14 protein-coding genes are annotated in these 18,764 nt (G+C 62.0%); 4 read left to right on the top strand and 10 right to left on the bottom strand.

Features of this window, described 5'->3' with window-relative positions:
* Positions 1–18: 18 nt before the first annotated feature.
* Genes ASD00_RS37650 through ASD00_RS37640 form a run of 3 tightly spaced genes read right to left on the bottom strand, consistent with a single transcriptional unit; the run spans position 19 to position 3,539 of the window.
* On the bottom strand, positions 19–903 hold the full coding sequence (locus ASD00_RS37650) for a patatin-like phospholipase family protein (protein WP_025426066.1): 885 nt from the start codon (positions 901–903) through the stop codon (positions 19–21).
* Positions 904–962: 59 nt separating this feature from the next.
* Positions 963–1,523 carry a 16S rRNA (guanine(966)-N(2))-methyltransferase RsmD gene (gene rsmD / locus ASD00_RS37645; RefSeq protein WP_025426065.1) on the bottom strand — a complete coding sequence of 187 codons (561 nt, stop codon included), beginning with the start codon at positions 1,521–1,523 and terminating at the stop codon, positions 963–965.
* A 6-nt stretch (positions 1,524–1,529) separates the two neighbouring features.
* Positions 1,530–3,539 carry a pseudouridine synthase gene (locus ASD00_RS37640; protein WP_025426064.1) on the bottom strand — a complete coding sequence of 670 codons (2,010 nt, stop codon included), beginning with the start codon at positions 3,537–3,539 and terminating at the stop codon, positions 1,530–1,532.
* A 73-nt stretch (positions 3,540–3,612) separates the two neighbouring features.
* Here ASD00_RS37640 and ASD00_RS37635 point away from each other — a divergent pair, with 73 nt between their 5' ends.
* Positions 3,613–4,062 (top strand): nucleoside deaminase, encoded by a 450-nt coding sequence (locus ASD00_RS37635; RefSeq protein ID WP_025426063.1) that lies wholly within the window; start codon positions 3,613–3,615, stop codon positions 4,060–4,062.
* A gap of 12 nt (positions 4,063–4,074) precedes the next feature.
* Here ASD00_RS37635 and ASD00_RS37630 read toward each other — a convergent pair whose 3' ends face one another.
* From ASD00_RS37630 to ASD00_RS37610, 5 genes are all read right to left on the bottom strand, one after another.
* Complete coding sequence (locus ASD00_RS37630; protein ID WP_025426062.1) at positions 4,075–4,554, bottom strand: GNAT family N-acetyltransferase; 480 nt, start codon at positions 4,552–4,554, stop codon at positions 4,075–4,077.
* Positions 4,555–4,557: 3 nt separating this feature from the next.
* Complete coding sequence (locus ASD00_RS37625; RefSeq protein WP_025426061.1) at positions 4,558–5,178, bottom strand: hypothetical protein; 621 nt, start codon at positions 5,176–5,178, stop codon at positions 4,558–4,560.
* Positions 5,179–5,306: 128 nt separating this feature from the next.
* Positions 5,307–8,216, bottom strand: coding sequence for an isoleucine--tRNA ligase (gene ileS / locus ASD00_RS37620; RefSeq protein ID WP_025426060.1), 2,910 nt, complete (start codon positions 8,214–8,216; stop codon positions 5,307–5,309).
* Between the two features lie 345 nt (positions 8,217–8,561).
* Positions 8,562–9,545, bottom strand: coding sequence for a bifunctional riboflavin kinase/FAD synthetase (locus tag ASD00_RS37615; RefSeq protein WP_057211574.1), 984 nt, complete (start codon positions 9,543–9,545; stop codon positions 8,562–8,564).
* Positions 9,546–9,558: 13 nt separating this feature from the next.
* Positions 9,559–10,407: a TIGR01459 family HAD-type hydrolase gene (locus ASD00_RS37610; protein WP_025426058.1), complete on the bottom strand. Its 849-nt coding sequence runs from the start codon at positions 10,405–10,407 to the stop codon at positions 9,559–9,561.
* A gap of 468 nt (positions 10,408–10,875) precedes the next feature.
* Between ASD00_RS37610 and groES the strand changes: the two genes are divergently transcribed.
* The 3 genes from groES to ASD00_RS37595 all read left to right on the top strand — a co-directional run bounded on the left by groES (position 10,876) and on the right by ASD00_RS37595 (position 14,084).
* On the top strand, positions 10,876–11,172 hold the full coding sequence (gene groES, locus ASD00_RS37605; protein ID WP_004675403.1) for a co-chaperone GroES: 297 nt from the start codon (positions 10,876–10,878) through the stop codon (positions 11,170–11,172).
* A gap of 62 nt (positions 11,173–11,234) precedes the next feature.
* Positions 11,235–12,872: a chaperonin GroEL gene (groL, locus tag ASD00_RS37600; RefSeq protein WP_025426057.1), complete on the top strand. Its 1,638-nt coding sequence runs from the start codon at positions 11,235–11,237 to the stop codon at positions 12,870–12,872.
* A 765-nt stretch (positions 12,873–13,637) separates the two neighbouring features.
* On the top strand, positions 13,638–14,084 hold the full coding sequence (locus tag ASD00_RS37595) for a hypothetical protein (protein WP_025426056.1): 447 nt from the start codon (positions 13,638–13,640) through the stop codon (positions 14,082–14,084).
* A 164-nt stretch (positions 14,085–14,248) separates the two neighbouring features.
* Here ASD00_RS37595 and ASD00_RS37590 read toward each other — a convergent pair whose 3' ends face one another.
* Both ASD00_RS37590 and ASD00_RS37585 read right to left on the bottom strand, forming a co-directional pair.
* Positions 14,249–17,047, bottom strand: coding sequence for an EAL domain-containing protein (locus ASD00_RS37590; protein ID WP_025426055.1), 2,799 nt, complete (start codon positions 17,045–17,047; stop codon positions 14,249–14,251).
* A 425-nt stretch (positions 17,048–17,472) separates the two neighbouring features.
* A complete protein-coding gene (locus ASD00_RS37585; RefSeq protein WP_038575919.1) occupies positions 17,473–18,711 on the bottom strand; it encodes an FAD-dependent oxidoreductase in 1,239 nt (412 codons plus the stop codon).
* Positions 18,712–18,764: the final 53 nt, after the last annotated feature.

Here is an 18,764-nt window from a genome sequence, read left to right as displayed (position 1 = left end):
GGCGACCGGCCGACAGCCTTATCCGGAGACGCCGGCCACCTTCATTCGCTCCTCAAGCGTCCGCTTGAACTGATCCTTGATGCCGGCGGTCGCCGCCAGGACTTCCTTTGCGCGCAGAAAATCCATCACCCGATAGCGGCCGACATCCGGCCGCAGCAGGATATCCGGCGCACCTTCCTTCAGTTTCATGGCGATGATCGACTGCATCATCAGCTGGCTGGCGCCGAACAGGCTGTCGATGCGGCTGGGGATCGTCTCGCCATCACCGTCCGGGCCGCCGACGACATCGACGCCGACGACGATCTCAGCAAGGCCGCGAAGATGATCGAAGGGGATGGGATTGTAGATGCCGCCATCGATCATCACCCGGCCGTCGATCTTGACCGGCATGAAGACCGCAGGCAGGGCTGCGGACGCCGCCAGCGCCTTCTGCAGGTCGCCTGTCGCGCAGATGTGCTCGGTCTGGCCATAGTAGTCGGTAACGACAACTTTGAGCGGAATATCCAGTTCTGAAAACGTCGCGGGGATGGCTTCGGGCAGGAACGCCTTCAAGACGCGCTCGATGTTGAACTGACCGAAACGAAAGCCGTTGGTCATCGCTTCCGACCAGCTAGCCGGTCGCAACTGCCACAGGCGATTGACGACCTCGCGGCGGTGGCCAACCGTCGCAAGCGTGTGTTCCCGGATTTCCTTGCCGCTGAGGCCCGCCGCCATACCGGCGCCCATGATGGCGCCGATCGACGAGCCGGCGATGACAACAGGGCGAATGCCCAACTCGTCGAAAGCCTCGATGACATGGATATGGGCGAGCCCGCGGGCACCGCCGCCGCCAAGCGCCAGCGCGACCGACGGTTCGCTCGCGCTGACCGGCGAAATATCCGCGGTGGAAACGTCCTGCTTCATCGACCTGCACCTCAGTTCAGCCGGCAGTCTAACTTTGCAAGCGAATCAAAAGTGTGACGTCAGACGCCACGGAAGCGGTAGAAATGCATGCGTGTATCGCCGAACACCCTGACGTCCAGCCGCTCGAAAACGGCTGTTGGCGCAGGCTGAACGTCGGCACGCTCCTCCAGCACGACAAGGGCATTCGGAACCAGCCAATTGCCGAGAGCCGCCGACGCCAACGCCTTCTCTCCCAATCCCATCGCGTAGGGTGGATCTGCAAAGACCAGGTGGAACGGCTCCATCGTGCCGACGGAACCGAGGCTGGTCGCATCCCTGCGGAAGACCTTGGCGCGACCTTGCAGGCCGAACGCCTCGATATTGTTCTGCAGGAGACCCCTGCCCTCGACGCCCTGTTCGACGAAGAGTGCCTGACGGCACCCCCGCGACAGGGCCTCGAGGCCCACGGCTCCGGTGCCGGCAAAAAGATCCAGCACCCGGGTGCCATCGAGAGCCTCCGGATACGAATGGCTCAGGATGTTGAACAGGCTTTCGCGCGTCCGGTCGGTGGTCGGACGGATATCATTCGACTTGGGCGTAGCCAGACTGCGGCCACGGAACTCTCCGCCGACAATGCGCACGACCGCTTAGTTTCCTCTGCCGCGCGGCTTGCCGCCGGCCGGGCGCCCACCGCCACCGGGACGGCCGCCACCACCGGGCCTGCCGCCGCCGCCAGCCGGTTTTCCGCCACCGGGCTTGCCGCCACGCGGACCACCCGAGCGTTCACCAAAGGATTTGCCGCCGGATGGCTTGCCACCGAAGGACTTACCGCGAGGCTTATCGCCGAACGGGCGGTCACCGCCTTCGCGGCGTGGCGGACGATCGCCCTCGGCGCGCGGGGTTCTCGGCTTGTCGGAATAGCTGCGCGGACCACCTTCGGCGCGGGCAGGCCGATCGCCACGTGGGCGGTCGCCATCTTCGCGACGTGCAGGCCGGTCGCCTTCAGCGCGCGGGAACCGCGGCTTGTCGGAGAAGCTGCGCGGTCCTCCTTCTGAACGGGCCGGCCGATCGCCGCCTTCGCGACGCGGGGGACGATCACCGTGATCGCGCGACCTGCGGTCTCCGGCATCGCCCGACTTGCGCCGGCCGAAGCCGCCATCACGGCCTTCATCCTTGCCGCGGCGTGCGGGTTCGCTGGCGCTGATCCATTCGCCCTCTTCATCCCGGCGCTTGACCGGTGCGGCGGAAGCCGGACGGTCGAAGTCCCTGGGCGCACCGCCCTTGCGGTCGGGATCGAACTTGCCGGATGACTTCGTCGCAAATCCATCCTTCGTGCGGCCGTAGCGTTTGGTCTTCGGAGCGCCATCCGGGCGCTCGCGACGGGCCGGCGTTGCCGAGGCATCGCCTTCAGCGGACTTCGGCTTCTTCTCGGCCAGCGGACGCGCACCGGGCGCCATCCACACATTGGCCGTGCGGGCGCGTTGCGCCGGCGTGCGCTTCGGCCGATCCTCGAACTTGGCGTCGCCGCGCTCTTCGCGGGGGCCACCCTTGCCGCGGGGACCTTCCTTACCACGCGGCCCATCCTTGCCACGGCCACCGTCGCGGCGGTCGTCACGACGGGTATCAAGACGGGAAAGCGCGCGCTCGCGCTTGTCTTCCGGCTTTTCCCAGCGGTTGGCACGCTCGGGCTTGCGGGTGTCGGAGGCTTCGCCTTCCGGCGCTTCGCCAGGAAGGGTTGCCGACTGATCGTTGTAGAGCGGCGCGTCGAAGTTCGCCTTGGCGTCTTCGATCAGGCGCGGGCCGAGCTGGTCGCGCAGCGTCCGGCCACGGATTTCCTGCACATGGCCTTCCGGCAATTCGCCGAGCTGGAACGGGCCGTAGGAGATACGGATAAGGCGGTTGACGTCGAGCCCGAGCGCGCCGAGCACGTTCTTGATCTCACGGTTCTTGCCTTCGCGCAGACCCATCGTGATCCAGACGTTCGAACCCTGCACACGGTCGAGCGTCGCTTCGATGCCGCCGTAAAGCACGCCGTCGACGGCAATGCCGTCCTTCAGCTTGTCCAGTTCGTCCTGGTCGATTTCGCCATGGGCGCGCACGCGGTAGCGGCGCAGCCAGCCGGTCGACGGAAGTTCGAGCACGCGGGCAAGCCCGCCGTCGTTGGTCAAAAGCAGCAGGCCTTCGGTGTTGATGTCGAGGCGGCCGATCGATAGAACGCGCGGCAGCTCGTCCGGCAGGTTGTCAAAGACCGTCGGGCGGCCCTCCGGGTCGGCATTGGTGGTCACCAGTCCGGCCGGCTTGTGGTAGAGCCACAGACGGGTGCGCTCGATGCCGCGGATCGGATTTCCGTCGACTTCGATGCTGTCGGCCAGTGTCGCGTTGACAACAGGCGTGTCGAGAATGACGCCGTTGAGCTTCACCCGACCTTCCATGATCATGCGTTCGATATCGCGGCGCGAGGCAACGCCGGCGCGCGCCAGGATTTTGGAGATGCGCTGCGGCTCGTCGCTGCTTGCGGCGGCGGGCTTCGGGCCTGCCTTGGGCGGCCGCGAGGCACCGGCTTCAGGCGCTGCCGCCTTCTTGCCAGCGAATTGAGGTTTCTTGTCCCGGCCAGCGGGCTTGCCGCCAGGCCGCGTGGGCTTGTCTTTGGATGTCATTTGTGTTGCCTGCCTTTTGCGGCTGTCCTATCAGGTCGGAGCCCGTGGGTTAAGAGAAATTATTGTTTGAGCGATGGCTGATACGACACGCTTCATGGATGCGGCCCTCGAAGAGGCCAAAAAGGCGGGCCAACGTGGCGAGGTGCCGATCGGCGCCGTCGTCGTTTTCAACGGCGAGATCATCGCGCGCGCCGGAAACCGAACCCGCGAACTCAACGATATCACCGCCCATGCCGAGGTCGTTGCGATCCGCGAAGCGTCCATGGTGCTCAACGACGAACGGCTGACGGGCGCCGACCTCTATGTCACCCTGGAGCCCTGCACCATGTGCGCGGCAGCGATTTCCTTTGCCCGCATCCGTCGCCTCTACTACGGCGCCGAAGACCCCAAGGGTGGCGCGGTCGATAGCGGCGTGCGCTTTTACGGCTCGCCGACATGCCACCACGTGCCCGATGTCTATTCCGGGCTTGCCGAGCGCGAAGCCGCTGACATTCTCAGGGATTTTTTTGCCGGGAAACGCTAAGTGAGCGAACTCTCAGCCGGCTGCGAAAGACTCTAGCGCCGCACCCGCAAGCCGGTAGCGCGTCCACTCCGACATCGGTTCGGCGCCGACGGCTTCGTAAACGCGGATTGCCGGCTCGTTCCAATCGAGCACGCTCCATTCGAAACGACCACAGCCTTCCTCGACGGCGATCTTGGCGAGATGCTTCAACAGCATCTTGCCCGCGCCGGAGCCGCGGCAATCCGGCGTTACGTAGAGGTCTTCGAGATAAAGCCCCTTGCGCGCCTGCCAGGTGGAGTAGTTGTAGAACCACATGGCAAAGCCAGCCGGCTTTCCGTCCTTCTCGCAGATCACCGCACGGGTGAGCGCATCCGGGCCAAAGAGCGAGGCCTGCAACTGCTCGACCGTCGCCTCGACTTCGTCGGGCGCCTTCTCGTAGGTGGCCAGTTCTGTGATGAAGCGCAGGATGGTTTCCGCGTCTTCCGGTCGCGCGTCGCGAATGCTGATCGTCATGGTTTAAAAGGGCCAGTACCACTTGCTGCCGGAATTCTTGATCTGCGCTTCCTTCTTGCGGCGGCGCTCCTTGAGCTTTTCCGGCTCACCAAGGTCGGCTTCCGAAGCTTCCGGAAGGCGGCGGTATTCGAGCGGCGGATCGCTCAGGAAGCGGCGCTTGTCGGCGTAGGCACCCATCTCGATCTTGCGCGCGTCGCGATAGGCTTGCTGCTGCTCCTTGGCCGAAAGGCGGCGGCCATTGGCGCTGGCCTTTGCGAGTGGCGAGACGTAGTTTGGGTTGTCCTTGTTGGCGTCGGCTTCTTCGCGCAGACGGTTGCGCGCCTCTTCCGGAGATTCGACCCACTCCGGATTGGCTTCGCGACTGGCGAGCGACTTCTGCGGCTCCACGAGGGCGGTCTGCTGGCCGGTAGGCGGCAGCACCAGGCCGGGGCGCGGCTGGTACTTGACCGGATCACGCTTCGTCGGGGTAAAGCTCACAGCGCTTCCGAGATCGTCGATCAACTGCTCGCCAGCCGATTTGTCGGTGCCGTAGGTCGGACCGCCGATGCAGCCGGAAAGTACCAGGCCGCTCGTCATAATGGCGGCAACGCTAGCAAACAGTCGCAACTCTCGCGTCATTTCCATGAAATTCCTTCTAGCCGGCCACCGTCACGTGCGCGGCCACTCAGCGCCATGGCGGATAAATCCGCCAAATTTCGGGCAGGTTTTACCGGATGAATGCGGTAAGCGCAATTCATCCGGTAAATGATCCCTTAAGCCTTGAAGCCAAGTTCCCGCAGGGCGGCGGCATCGCGGGCAGACACCTCAGGGTAGAGTGCATCCGAACCGACATCGGTCGTGATCCGCCAGGAGCGGGCGCACTTGCGGCCAACGGCGGCCTCCGGAACGACGCCAACCTTGGCGACCTCAGGCAGACGGAAGGCGTCGGCAGGGCCCTCGCCCGCCTCGACGGTGATCGCCGACGTGATGCAGATCTCGGCGAAGTCTTCGCCTTCGAGCGCCTTCAACAGCTCCGGATCGGCGATGTAGACGACGGGAGCCGCCTCCAGCGACGAGCCGATACGCTTCTCGCGACGCTCGATTTCAAGCGCCCCGGTCACGACCGTGCGCACCGCGCGGATCTTTTCCCACTTCGCCTCGAGGGCGTCGTTCTTCCATTCCGCCGGGATCGCCGGGAACTGCTCGAGATGGACCGAGACAGCGTCAGGCTTGCGCGACAGCCATGCTTCTTCGCAGGTGAAGGGCAGCATCGGCGCGAGCCACAGCACCAGGCAATCGAACAGCTTGCGGATCACCGCAAGCGCCGACCGGCGACGAAGGCTCGACGGTGCGTCGCAATAGAGCGCATCCTTGCGCACGTCGAAATAGAACGCGGAGAGTTCGACGTTCGAGAAATCGATCAGAGCGCGGGCGATCCTCTTGAAGTCGAACGCGTCATAACCTTCACGAACGACCTGGTCGAGTTCGGCCAGGCGATGCAGCATCAGTTTTTCCAGCTCGGGCAGCTCGGCGTGGGCGACTTCCTCGCCCTTGTCGTGCGCCAGCGTGCCCAGCATCCAGCGGATGGTATTGCGCAGCTTGCGATAGGCGTCGATGTTGGTCTGGATGATCGTCTTGCCGAGGCGCTGATCTTCCCAATAGTCCGTCGTCATCACCCAGAGGCGCAGGATGTCGGCGCCGGCATCCTTCATCACTTCCTGCGGCGTGACGGTGTTGCCCTTCGACTTCGACATCTTCTCGCCCTTCTCATCCATGGTGAAACCATGAGTGACAACGGCGTTGTAGGGCGCACGGCCGCGCGTTGCGCAGGATTCGAGCAGCGACGAATGGAACCAGCCGCGGTGCTGGTCGGAGCCTTCGAGATAGACGTCAGCCGGCCACTTCAGATCCGGACGATCTTCGAGCGTGAAGGTATGCGTCGAGCCTGAATCGAACCAGACGTCGAGAATGTCCATGACCTGGTGCCACTTCTCGTGGTCGTGGTCATTACCGAGGAAGCGATCCTTGGCACCTTCGGCGAACCAGGCATCGGCGCCTTCCTGCTCGAAGGCTTCGAGAATGCGGGCGTTGACGGCCTCATCGACAAGGATCTCGCCCTGCTCGTCGGCAAAGATCGCGATCGGAACGCCCCAGGCACGCTGGCGCGAGAGCACCCAGTCCGGACGTCCCTCGATCATCGCACGCAGGCGGTTCTGGCCGGCGCCGGGGACGAAGCGGGTATCGTCGATGGCCGACAGGGCGCGCGAGCGCAGCGTCGTGCCGTCGCCGAAGCCCTTGTCCATGTAGACGAACCACTGCGGCGTGTTGCGGAAGATCACCGGCTTCTTGGAACGCCAGGAATGCGGATAGGAATGCTTCAGACGGCCGCGGGCAAACAGCGCGTGACGGGCGATCAGCGCCTTGATGACGCGATCATTGGCATCGCCCTTCTTGCCCTTGTCGTCGAGCACGCGGCCGGCGCCACCTTCGGCGTCCGGGCCGAAGCCATGGGCGTCGGCGGTGAAATAACCGGCGTCGTCGACGGTGAACGGAATTGCCGAGGAGATGCCGCGGGCTTCAAGCGCGCGGGCATTGTCCATCCAGGCGTCAAAGTCCTCGCGGCCGTGGCTCGGCGCCGTGTGCACGAAGCCGGTGCCGGCGTCGTCGGTGACATGGTCGCCATCGAGCAACGGCACCTTGAACGCGTAACCGCCACCCAGCCCATGCAGCGGATGGGCGCAGGTGACGGCGGCCAGTTCAGCGCCCTCGATGTCGCGGACGAAATTGAAGGTGAGCTTCGCCTTGGCGGCGGACTCGTCTGCCAGACGTTTGGCGAAGATCAGCTTTTCGCCGGGCTGCGGACCGAAATCGTTCTCTGCAGTCGCAACCTCGTAGAGACCATAGGCGTAACGCGAGGAGAAGGCGATGGCGCGGTTGCCGGGGATCGTCCAGGGTGTGGTCGTCCAGATCACGACGAAGGTGCCTGCAAGATCTGCCGAGCCTTCGGTGACCGGGAACTTCACCCAGATCATGTCGCTTTCGACGTCGGCATATTCGACTTCGGCTTCGGCGAGCGCCGTGCGCTCGACGACCGACCACATCACCGGCTTGGAGCCGCGATAGAGCTGCCCCATCTTGGCGATTTTCATCAGTTCGCCGGCGATGCGGGCTTCGGCGTGGAAGTTCATCGTCGTATAGGGGTTGTCGAAGTCGCCCTCAATGCCGAGGCGCTTGAACTCTTCCGCCTGGATCTGGATCCAGCCCGCAGCGAAGTCGCGGCATTCCTTGCGGAACTCGTTAACCGGGACCTCGTCCTTGTTCTGGCCCTTCTCGCGATACTTCTCCTCGATCTTCCATTCGATCGGCAGGCCGTGGCAATCCCAGCCCGGCACGTAGTTGGCGTCGAAGCCGCGCATCTGGAACGAGCGGTTGATGACGTCCTTGAGGATCTTGTTCAGCGCATGGCCGATATGGATGTTGCCGTTGGCGTAGGGAGGGCCGTCATGCAGCACGAATTTCTCGCGACCGGCGGCCGAGGCACGCAGCTTCTTGTAGAGACCCATCTTCTGCCAGCGGGAAACCGTTTCGGGCTCCTTCTGCGGCAGGCCGGCACGCATCGGAAACTCCGTCTGCGGCAGATAGAGGGTGGAGGAATAGTCGATCTTCTCAGCGGTATCTGTCATGGTCTTTGCAATCGTCTTTTCCGCGCGGATCATCGCGCATGCGAAAGGGTTCGGTATCCGGCGCATAACCCTGAAATCGGGATCGATTTTCGGAAAAGGATCATGCGCAGCTTCAAAGTGTTCGAGCTACCTTAGCGTGTCCAAGAGACGCGCGGCGCTCCAGAGATGACTGAGGCGTTGGAAACGCCGAAATCCCGGACCTTCCGGCGGCCTAGTGCGCGCGGAAAGCCGGGCCAATAATTCGCTGATCGATGGTCAGTCGACGGTGCCGGGTCATGGTGGCCGGTTGTTTAAGGCGTTTTCGGCCTTTTGAAAAGGTCCGCCGCTTCGGCGCGACGGATTTCTTTAGGCGAAGTTGATCCGGCGATCGATATCGCTCAAGGGCGTGACGCCGGAGAGCAACGCCCTCGCCTCGTCTTCGTCCTTTCGGATCTGCGCCACCAGCGGGTCGAGCCCGTCGAACTTCAGCTCGTCGCGCAGGTGGCCGAAGAACGAAACCGAACAGACCTCGCCGTAGAGATCGCCGGAAAAATCGAAGACGAAGGTTTCAAGCAACGCCTCGCCGTCGCTGTCGACGGTCGGACGCCGGCCAAAGCTGGCAACGCCATCATAGAGCGAGCCGTCAGCCCGGCGGAAGCGCACGGCATAGATGCCGGTTCTAAGTTCGACCTCGGGCGGTAGACGCATGTTGGCCGTGGGATAGCCGAGGGTCCGCCCGAGTTTTTTGCCGTCGATTACTTCGGCCTCGACCGTGTAGCGATAGCCGAGCAAGCCGGCCGCGTGAGAAACGTCGCCCTGGCCGAGCAGCGAGCGAATGAAGCTCGAGGAGATCACCGAGGCATTCTCATCGCGGAAGGCGTCGACCAGGGTGACGCCGAAGCCGTTTTCGCCGCCCGCCGCCATCAGAAAGGCGGGACCGCCTTCGCGCCCCTTGCCGAAATGGAAATCGAACCCGGTGACCACATGCGAGGCATGCAGCCACTCCAGGAGCACCCGATGGATGAAATCGGACGCGGAAAGTTCGGAGAAGGTGCGATCGAACGGGTATTCGATGACGGCGCCAAACCCCATGCCTTCGAGGATACGGGCTTTCAGCGGTGCGGGCGTCAGCCGGAAGACCGGCGTGTCTGGCCGAAAGACCGTGCGCGGATGCGGCTCGAAGGTCAACACCAGTGCGGGAACGACGCGTGCCGCGGCTTCTTCCAGCGCTCGCTCCAGCACGGATTGGTGGCCGCGGTGAACACCGTCGAAATTGCCGATGGCGACAACGCCGCCACGCAGACGCTCGGGCAGCGGGTCGCGGGTTTCGTTGCGATGAAAAACCGTCATCTCGATCTTCCCGTCAGGCGAGCCTGGGCATCCACCACTTCGGCGAAGCACCTTCCTTCCTCAGGAAGGCAGTAAGCTTCGCCTCGTCGGTGCGGCTTTCGTTCATGTATTCTTGCGCGTGAATACCGGCACTGATGTAAAGCAGATCGAAGCCGGCATCCTGGGCGCCCTTGACATCGGTCGGCATACCGTCGCCGACGGCGATGACACGCGACAGATCGAGTGGACCGCGAACGGCCTTGGCTTCCGTCAGCGCGGCACGGTAGATGGAGATATAGGGCTTTCCGGCGATCCGGGCTTCGCCGCCGAGCTCCTCGTAAAGCTTGGCGATGGCGCCGGCACAGGGGATCAGCCGGTGGCCGCGCTCGACCACCAGGTCCGGATTGGCGCAGATGAACGGGATCTTGCGCTTGGCAAGTCCGGTCAGCGTCGCGCGATAGTGCTCCGGCGTTTCGGTTTCATCGTCGTAGAAGCCGGCGCAGACGACGGTCTCTGCATCTTCCGACGAGACGATCTCGGTGCCGAGCCCTTCGAGCAACGGCAGATCGCGTTCGGCGCCGATGAAGAAAATCTTCTTGTCGGCTGCGGCGATCAAGGTGCGGGTCACATCGCCCGACGTGACGATGCGATCATAGGCTTCATCGGGAACGCCCAGCCCGCGGATCTGTACCTTGACGCTGGGGCTTGGCCGGGGAGAATTGGTGATGAGGACAACCGTAAGCCCTGCTGCACGCGCTTCCGCCAGGGCCTCGCAGGCCGACGCAAACGCCTGAACGCCGTTGTGGAGAACACCCCAGACGTCACAGAGCACGACGTCATAGCGCCCTGCGATTTCCCGAAAACTGTTGATCCTTGCGGCCATGCGGGCTTCCTGCAAACTCGGTTTCCGGCTTGCATGGCAAGGAAGGGCCGAGAATACAAGCCTCGCGCCTAGAAAATCGCCGCCATTCCCAAGGATTCGGCGCCCGCCCCTCCCTCATGCCGAGGAGACGGTCCACGGGACATCAGCGTCAGGGCCTGCCGACCCCGAGGCTCATGATAACAACCGGATCGGGCAGCGAGACCAGGCAAATCCTCGATATCGGATCTGCCCAAATTCCGACCGCTTCATGCAATAGGCAGGCAAACGTTCCGGCCCGGCCGCCGTTCGTTGCCTGTCATCAGCCGCCGATAATCATGTCGCCTGAAATTTTTTGAACGGCCAATCCTTGACTCGTCCCGGACCCAGCCTTATCTCGGCCTCGCTAGCACTCGACAAAAGAGAGTGCTGACACCCATCCATCGGGTCGTTGAGCGATCCGTAGTGTCATTTGATCGAGGGATTAGACTAATGGCAAGCACCAATTTCCGCCCGCTGCACGACCGCGTTGTCGTCCGCCGCGTCGAGTCTGAGGAAAAGACCAAGGGCGGCATCATCATTCCGGACACCGCTAAGGAAAAGCCGCAGGAAGGCGAAATCGTCGCTGTTGGCTCGGGCGCCCGTGACGAAAGCGGCAAGGTTGTTGCTCTCGACGTCAAGGCTGGCGACCGCGTTCTGTTCGGCAAGTGGTCGGGCACCGAAGTCAAGATCAACGGCGAAGACCTTCTCATCATGAAGGAAGCCGACATCATGGGCATCATCGGCTGATCTGCCGTCGTCCACACCTTTTCATGACAACCAATGGGCAATGAGCCCGGGAGTTTTCTCAAATGGCTGCAAAAGAAATCAAATTCGGCCGCACCGCGCGCGAAAAGATGCTGCGTGGCGTCGATATCCTCGCTGACGCCGTAAAGGTCACGCTCGGCCCGAAGGGCCGTAACGTCATCATCGACAAGTCCTTCGGCGCTCCGCGCATCACCAAGGACGGCGTATCAGTTGCCAAGGAAATCGAACTTGAAGACAAGTTCGAAAACATGGGCGCCCAGATGGTCCGCGAAGTTGCTTCGAAGACCAACGACATCGCCGGCGACGGCACCACGACTGCAACCGTTCTGGCCCAGGCGATCGTTCGCGAAGGCGCCAAGGCTGTTGCTGCCGGCATGAACCCGATGGACCTGAAGCGCGGCATCGACCTCGCTGTCACCGAAGTCGTCAAGGATCTCCAGGCCAAGGCCAAGAAGATCAACACTTCGGAAGAAGTCGCACAGGTCGGCACGATCTCGGCAAACGGCGAGCGTCAGATCGGCCTCGACATCGCAGAAGCGATGCAGAAGGTCGGCAACGAAGGCGTCATCACGGTTGAAGAAGCCAAGACCGCCGAAACCGAACTCGAAGTCGTCGAAGGCATGCAGTTCGACCGTGGCTACCTCAGCCCCTACTTCGTCACCAACCCGGAAAAGATGGTCGCTGACCTCGACGACGTCTTCGTTCTCCTCCACGAGAAGAAGCTCTCGAACCTCCAGGCCATGCTCCCGGTTCTCGAAGCTGTCGTTCAGACCGGCAAGCCGCTCCTCATCATCGCTGAAGACGTCGAAGGCGAAGCTCTTGCTACGCTCGTCGTCAACAAGCTGCGTGGCGGCCTGAAGATCGCTGCCGTCAAGGCTCCGGGCTTCGGCGATCGCCGCAAGGCCATGCTCGAAGACATCGCCATCCTGACCGGTGGTACCGTGATCTCCGAAGACCTCGGCATCAAGCTCGAAAACGTCACGCTCGACATGCTCGGCCGTGCGAAGAAGGTTTCGATCTCCAAGGAAAACACCACGATCGTCGACGGTGCTGGCCAGAAGAGCGACATCGAAGGCCGCGTTTCGCAGATCAAGGCTCAGATCGAAGAAACCACTTCTGACTACGACCGCGAAAAGCTGCAGGAACGTCTTGCCAAGCTCGCTGGCGGCGTTGCCGTAATCCGCGTTGGCGGCTCGACGGAAGTTGAAGTGAAGGAAAAGAAGGACCGCATCGACGACGCTCTCAACGCGACGCGCGCTGCTGTTCAGGAAGGCATCGTACCGGGCGGCGGCGTTGCCCTGCTGCGTTCTTCCGTCAAGATCACCGTCAAGGGTGTGAACGACGACCAGGAAGCCGGCATCAACATCGTTCGTCGCGCTCTGCAGGCTCCGGCCCGCCAGATCGCTGAGAACGCTGGTGACGAAGCTTCGATCGTTGTCGGCAAGATCCTCGACAAGGACCAGGACAACTTCGGCTACAACGCCCAGACCGGCGAATATGGCGACATGATTGCCATGGGCATCATCGACCCGGTCAAGGTTGTTCGCACCGCCCTTCAGGACGCGGCTTCGGTTGCTGGCCTTCTCGTTACGACGGAAGCCATGATCGCCGAACTGCCGAAGAAGGACTCGCCGGCGATGCCGGGCGGCATGGGCGGCATGGGCGGCATGGACATGATGTGATAGGGCGCCAGCCCAATCGCAGCATTGTCCATAGAGCTTCGCCCATGCACCAAGAGCAGTTCAGCGCGTCAAGCGCGCTGAACGGGCGGCATGGACATGATGTGATAGGGCGCCAGCCCAATCGCAGCATTGTCCATAAAGCTTTGCCCATGCACTAAGAGCGGTTCAGCGCGTCAAGCGCGCTGAACGGGCAGCATGGACATGATGTGATAGGGCGCCAGCCTTATCGCGGACCTGTTCAAGCAGATCCACGATGATCCATTCGGATCGGAAAGGGCGACCCTCGGGTCGCCCTTTCTCGTTTTTGCGATAATCCTGCGGTTGCATCTAACGTGCACGTCAAAGCTGTCCGCAGGAAAAATTACCCGGTAGCTGCGGCGGCACTAAAAAAGCGTTGAAGTTGAGAAAAAACGAACTATAACACCGCCCCAAGTGGACAGAGATTCACGAGAGACTGGATGGTGGGCCTAAAGCGAGCGAAAAATCGCTCAAACTTTTCATATTAACTGTGTGTCCAAGCTCTCTTTGAGAACATCACGCAAAGCATATAAGTATTTCATCGCAAATTAAGCCGGCCTTTCCTGCGAAATCATTTCGCTTGGCGAGCTACGTCACAGTTTCGTGACCTTTCCGTACAGAAAGACGCAAACGACTATCGTGCGTGTTCTTCCTGCTATGGGTCGATGGCTGGCGAGGGTTGTATATTGGGGATGGGCCTGCCTGGTGGGAAGACGACATTCGCCAGGGGTCGTGCTGGGGTAGACCGTGTTTAAGATCACGAGAACAAATTCAGTTCCCCTCGGTGTTCCGGGACAGATGCATTCCGGTCTCCCGCATCAGGAATTCCTGGAACAGTTCTGCGTTTCCGAAGGTTGGTCGGGCGACCTGTCGACGGGCCTGTTCCGGCTTGGCGAGAAGGCGTCCGCGATCCACGGTCTCAACGAGAGCGAATGCGGGCTGCTCAATTTCGTGCGCTGCTACGACCTCGCCGACCGCAACCACGTGCTCGAGCTTTTTGAGCAGGCGGCAACCACGTGTTCGTCCTTCTGCTTCTCGACGACGATCAGCCTCGAATCCGGCCACAAGCAGCCGGTGTTCTGCATCGGCGAATCCTCGGGCCTCGAAGAACGCTATTCCGGTACGATCCACGGCATCTTCTTCTTCCCGCGCTTCCTTGTCGAAGGTGCGGGAAAGATGCTTCTGCGCCAGTAGGTGCATTCCCGCCTACAGAGCGCTTCCGCGCTTAAACAGAGTCCCAAAAGCGTTCCAGCTCGTTGTCTTTACGCGTTTCCTGGTGGAAAATCGCATCGCACTTTCCTGGAAATAGCCTCAATGATGTTTGCCGGGCCGCCGTGTCGTGCAGGCGGCGGCGACCGTCAGGCGGCCGCCACTTTCACCTTGCCCATGGCGAGACTTGAGATCGGTGCTGGTCTGCCGAGCAGGTAACCCTGCGCTTCGTCACAGCCTTCCGCCTGCAGGATATCGAGCTGCGTCTGCGTCTCGACGCCTTCGGCGAGAACAGGAACCGAGAGGCTCTGCCCGAGTGCGAGGATGGCGCGCACGATCGCCTTTGCCTGCGGACTTGCTTCCACCTCCCACATGAAGCTCTTGTCGAGCTTGATCTTGTCGAACGGGAAGGACCGCAGCGTCTCGAGCGACGAATAGCCGGTGCCGAAGTCGTCGATCGCGATGGTGACCCCAAGCTCCTTGATCTGGCGAAGGGTCAGGAGCGCGCGCTCCTTGTCGTCGATGATCGTCGATTCCGTGATTTCGAGTTCCAGCCGCTTCGGGTCGAGCCCGGTCTCGGAAATCACGTCCTCGACCAGGCTGACGATGTCACCATTGGCAAGCTGCACCGGCGAAAGATTGACGGCGATCTTGTGGGTGCTCTGCCAGCCCGCGGCTTCGCGGCAGGCCTCGCGCAGAACCCATTCGCCGATCGGCAGGATCGCGCCGCATTCTTCCGCCAGCGGAATGAACTCGTTCGGAGGCACCATACCGCGCTCGGGATGGTGCCAGCGCAGAAGCACCTCATAACCGATGACGTCACCTGACATCACCGACTTCTGGACCTGGTAGTGCAACGCCAACTGATTCTTCTCGATCGCATCCCACAGATCGTTGGCAAGGCTGCGGCGCTGGCGTGCAGCCTCATCCATCGACACTTCGTAGAAGCAGACGCTCTGGTTCAGCGCGGCCTTGGCGCGGTACATCGCAAGGTCGGCATTGTTGATCAGCGTGTCGGCCGTCTCGGCGTCCTGCGGATAGATCGCGACACCCATGCTGCCACCGGACTTCAACTCGAAGTCGCCGAAGCGCATTTCTTCATGCAGGCTTTTCTCGATGCGGCGGAGGAAGTCGTTGAGTTCGGACAATTCCTCGAAGCGCTTGACGGCCGCGAACTCGTCGCCGCCGAAGCGGGCCACGAACTCGCCCTCCTGCAACAGCGACTTCATCCGCTGGGCAATCGTCACCAACACGAAATCGCCGGCAGCATGGCCATGCAGGTCGTTGACTTCCTTGAACTTATTGAGGTCGAGACCGATCACCGCGACCTTGCGCGAGAACCAGGCGGCCGCATCGAGTTCCTCCTCTAGATAGCTGCTGAACTGCAGCCGGTTCGGGAGGCCCGTCAGGCTGTCATGGCGAGCGAGGAACGAAATCTGCTCCTCGCTGTCCAGGCGCTCGGTGATGTCCTCGTAGGTGCTGACCCAGCCGCCATCCGCGAGGGTGCGGTGCTTGGTCAGGATCGAGCGACCGTTCGGCAGCTTTTCGACGATGTCGCCACCGCCCTTGCCGACCATGTCGACGCGGTGCCTCTGATAGAGTTCTTCCGATTTCGCCCGGGCGATGACCGGATCGGAATAGGTTCGGGCAAAAACCTCGTCGAGGATCTGGCGGAACGTCAGGCCCTTTCCGGCCAGCGTCTCCGAGAAGCCGAAGATCTCGCGGCAGCGCCGGTTGGATAGCAGCAGGCGGTCGCCGCTGTCGAAGAGGCAGATGCCCTGCGACATGTTCTCAAGCGCAATGTCGAGATTCTTGCTCACTTCGGCGATGCGGTCGGCGTCGACCTTTTCCTTGGTGATGTCCTTGACGATCTTGATGAAGCCCGCATGCGTGCCATCCTCATGCAGGAACGGGTCGATCACGACATGCGCCCAGAAGCGCGTGCCATCCCTGCGATAGCGCCAGCCTACACACTCGAACTTGCCGTTGGCATAGGCTTCGTCGAGCGCCTGTTGCGGTACGCCTGCCCGCTGATCCTCGGGAGAATAGAAGCATCCGAAACTCTTGCCGACGATTTCGTCGGCAGTATAGCCCTTGTTGGCTTCGGCTCCGGCATTCCAGCTCGCGACGCGGCCTTTTGCGTCGAGCATGTAGATGGCGTAGTCCTTGACGCTTTTCACGAAGCGGGCGAATTCGCGCTCGGAGGCGGCGGCGGAAAGCTCGGCATGGTGCGCAAAGCCTGCGGCAAGCAAGACCATGGTTAGCAGGAAGAAAGCGGTTCCGGCGATGACGAAAGCAAGAAAATGCGGCTGTATCATCCCCTCGGGCGACGGCAGCAGCAAATCGGCTTCGATCGTCACCGCACCCATCGCCGTGAAGTGCAAGGCGACGATACCGAGCGTCATGAACAGCGTCGCCAGAATTTTGGCTTTCAACGGCCGATCGATGTGTGTGATGGCCCGCAAGGCGCCGATATCGAACAGGGAGCCGGCAAAGACGGAGGCGACGACGAGCGTCCAGTCCCAGCGGATGGTACCTGGAACATCGAGCGCCGCCATGCCGAGGAAGTGCATGCAGGCGACGCCGAAACCGAGGACGATGCCGCCGGCGATCCAGGCGACAGGTCCCTGCGCATAGGTCGCAATCAGCAGTGCCATCGTCGTCAGAACGACCGCGACGGCAAGCGACAGGGCCGTCAGATCGATCTGATAGCCGAGCACGACGCCTGGGTCGTAGGCAAGCATGGCGATGAAGTGGGTCGCCCAGATGCCGAAGCCACTGGCGATGCCGGCAGCCACGGCCCATATCGCCCGCGCCTTGCCTGCGGATGCGCGTCCTCGCTGAAGCAAGGTCACGGCACCGTAGCTCGACAGGAAGCAGATGAGGGCGGCGAGCACGACCAGCTTTGGGTCATGCTCGACCACGAGGCATGTAAGAACCTTGAACATCGCCAAACGCCTAAATGAAATTTCTGGTCCGGAAATGGAACGCCCACTTCCGGTTCATCGCTTCTGTTGGCGTCGTGCCGTTTAAGGAATTGTGAAAAGTCAGGTCGCAACGTCCGTTTCGAAACAGGACGTTGCTTTCGTCCTTAACGAAGGCTGAAATGCCAACGCCTTGTAGTTAAAGATTTCGAAGCGGCCCAATGACGCTGTGACGGTCACACCGCTAAAGCGCATCGGGGTCTCTACTGCATGTTTCCTTAAATCGTCTTCGATATAAGGATAAAAACATGCAGCAATTCAAAGTGCTACAGCGACCTTTGCGCGTCTAATAAGACGCGCGGCGCTGTAGAATTCGCTTGGTGCGCTTCAAGCCCCTGTTTTCGCCTGTCGATGTCGCAAATCCGCTACGCACTTTTGCGCGACAGGCTCTAAGCCTGGGCCAGAAGCGCCTTCAGATCCGATTGCGGATCGGCAATGACGGCCCTGTCCGGATGAATACCCGTCTCCAGCAGCTTCTTGCCGGTGACATAGGCCTTGGCGTCGTTGATCGCGTCGACGGCCAGAAGCTTGCCCTCGCGGAAATACCAGACCGAAACGCTGCCCTCGCGCTGGCCGGGGCGAACGATGGTTTCGTCGTGGCCGAGGCCAAAGCCGGCGATCTGCAACTTCACATCGTACTGGTCCGACCAGAACCAGGGCTTGGGCGCATAAGGCTCGACACCGCCGGCAATGACGGCGGCAACAGCCTCGGCCTGATCCACGGCGTTCTGAACCGATTCGAGGCGGATGCGCATGTTGCCCCAGGGCTGAACGGCGCAATCGCCCATCGCGAAAATCGCCGGGTCGGAGGTGCGGCCGTGGCTGTCGACGACGATGCCGCCGGCGGTTTCAAGACCGGCGTCGTGCGCCAGGTGGTCGTTGGCGGTCACGCCGATACCGACGATGACGAGGTCGACCGGAAGCACCGACCCGTCGGAAAGCTCGACGCCGGTAACGCGGCCATTCTCGCCAACCAGCCGGTTGAGCCCTGTTCCCTCGCGAATATCGACACCGCGCGATCGATGGATTTCTCGAACGATGCCTGACGTCGCCGCGGAGGCGACGCGTTGCAGGATGCGGTCGGCCATCTCGATGACCGTCACCTCAAGCCCGAGCGTTCGTGCAACGGCCGCGGCCTCAAGGCCGATATAGCCGCCGCCGACGACGAGCGCCCGCCTGCCCGGCTTCATCTCTTCAGCCAGCAGATCGGCATCCCTGAAGTCGCGGACGGTGAAAACGCCGTCGAGATCGCCGCCGACCGAGGCTGGCAACCGACGGGGGGTGGCGCCGGTTGCAAACGCGAGCGTCTCATAGTCGAGCGACGTGCCGTCGCTCAGCATCACGCGGCTGGCATCTCGGTCGAGATCCGTCACCGTGGTCGACAGCCTGATGTCGACATCATGCTCGCCGTACCAGGCTTCCGCCCGATAAAGCAGTCGATCAAGGCTCATCTCGCGAAGCAGGTATTTCTTGGAAAGTGGCGGACGCTGATAGGGCAGGCTTGCCTCGGACGCGACGATGGTGATCGGTCTTTCGTCCTTCAACGCCCGCAGTTTGGCGACCAACGCAAAGGCGGCCTGACCGCCACCGATAACAACAAGCTTTCCGGACACGCTCTCACCCGTCATTTATTCGTTTGTACAACAAGGCGTAGCCTTTCCGCCCGAGCCTCGTCAACTCG

The sequence above is a fragment of the Ensifer sp. Root31 genome (assembly GCF_001424825.1).
Classification (GTDB): Bacteria; Pseudomonadota; Alphaproteobacteria; order Rhizobiales; family Rhizobiaceae; genus Ensifer; species Ensifer canadensis.
Note: the sequence above shows the minus strand (reverse complement) of the source record. Positions and strands in the feature narration are given on the sequence as shown.

What these genes read in the sequence shown, in the direction of transcription:
- groL (WP_025426057.1), top strand. Translation starts at nt 11,235, where the DNA reads ATGGCTGCAAAAGAAATCAAATTCGGCCGCACCGCGCGCGAAAAGATG.
- ASD00_RS37650 (WP_025426066.1), bottom strand. Translation starts at nt 903, where the DNA reads ATGAAGCAGGACGTTTCCACCGCGGATATTTCGCCGGTCAGCGCGAGC.
- groES (WP_004675403.1), top strand. Translation starts at nt 10,876, where the DNA reads ATGGCAAGCACCAATTTCCGCCCGCTGCACGACCGCGTTGTCGTCCGC.
- ASD00_RS37635 (WP_025426063.1), top strand. Translation starts at nt 3,613, where the DNA reads ATGGCTGATACGACACGCTTCATGGATGCGGCCCTCGAAGAGGCCAAA.
- ASD00_RS37640 (WP_025426064.1), bottom strand. Translation starts at nt 3,539, where the DNA reads ATGACATCCAAAGACAAGCCCACGCGGCCTGGCGGCAAGCCCGCTGGC.
- ASD00_RS37615 (WP_057211574.1), bottom strand. Translation starts at nt 9,545, where the DNA reads ATGACGGTTTTTCATCGCAACGAAACCCGCGACCCGCTGCCCGAGCGT.
- ileS (WP_025426060.1), bottom strand. Translation starts at nt 8,216, where the DNA reads ATGACAGATACCGCTGAGAAGATCGACTATTCCTCCACCCTCTATCTG.
- ASD00_RS37610 (WP_025426058.1), bottom strand. Translation starts at nt 10,407, where the DNA reads ATGGCCGCAAGGATCAACAGTTTTCGGGAAATCGCAGGGCGCTATGAC.
- ASD00_RS37590 (WP_025426055.1), bottom strand. Translation starts at nt 17,047, where the DNA reads ATGTTCAAGGTTCTTACATGCCTCGTGGTCGAGCATGACCCAAAGCTG.
- ASD00_RS37585 (WP_038575919.1), bottom strand. Translation starts at nt 18,711, where the DNA reads ATGACGGGTGAGAGCGTGTCCGGAAAGCTTGTTGTTATCGGTGGCGGT.
- ASD00_RS37630 (WP_025426062.1), bottom strand. Translation starts at nt 4,554, where the DNA reads ATGACGATCAGCATTCGCGACGCGCGACCGGAAGACGCGGAAACCATC.
- ASD00_RS37625 (WP_025426061.1), bottom strand. Translation starts at nt 5,178, where the DNA reads ATGGAAATGACGCGAGAGTTGCGACTGTTTGCTAGCGTTGCCGCCATT.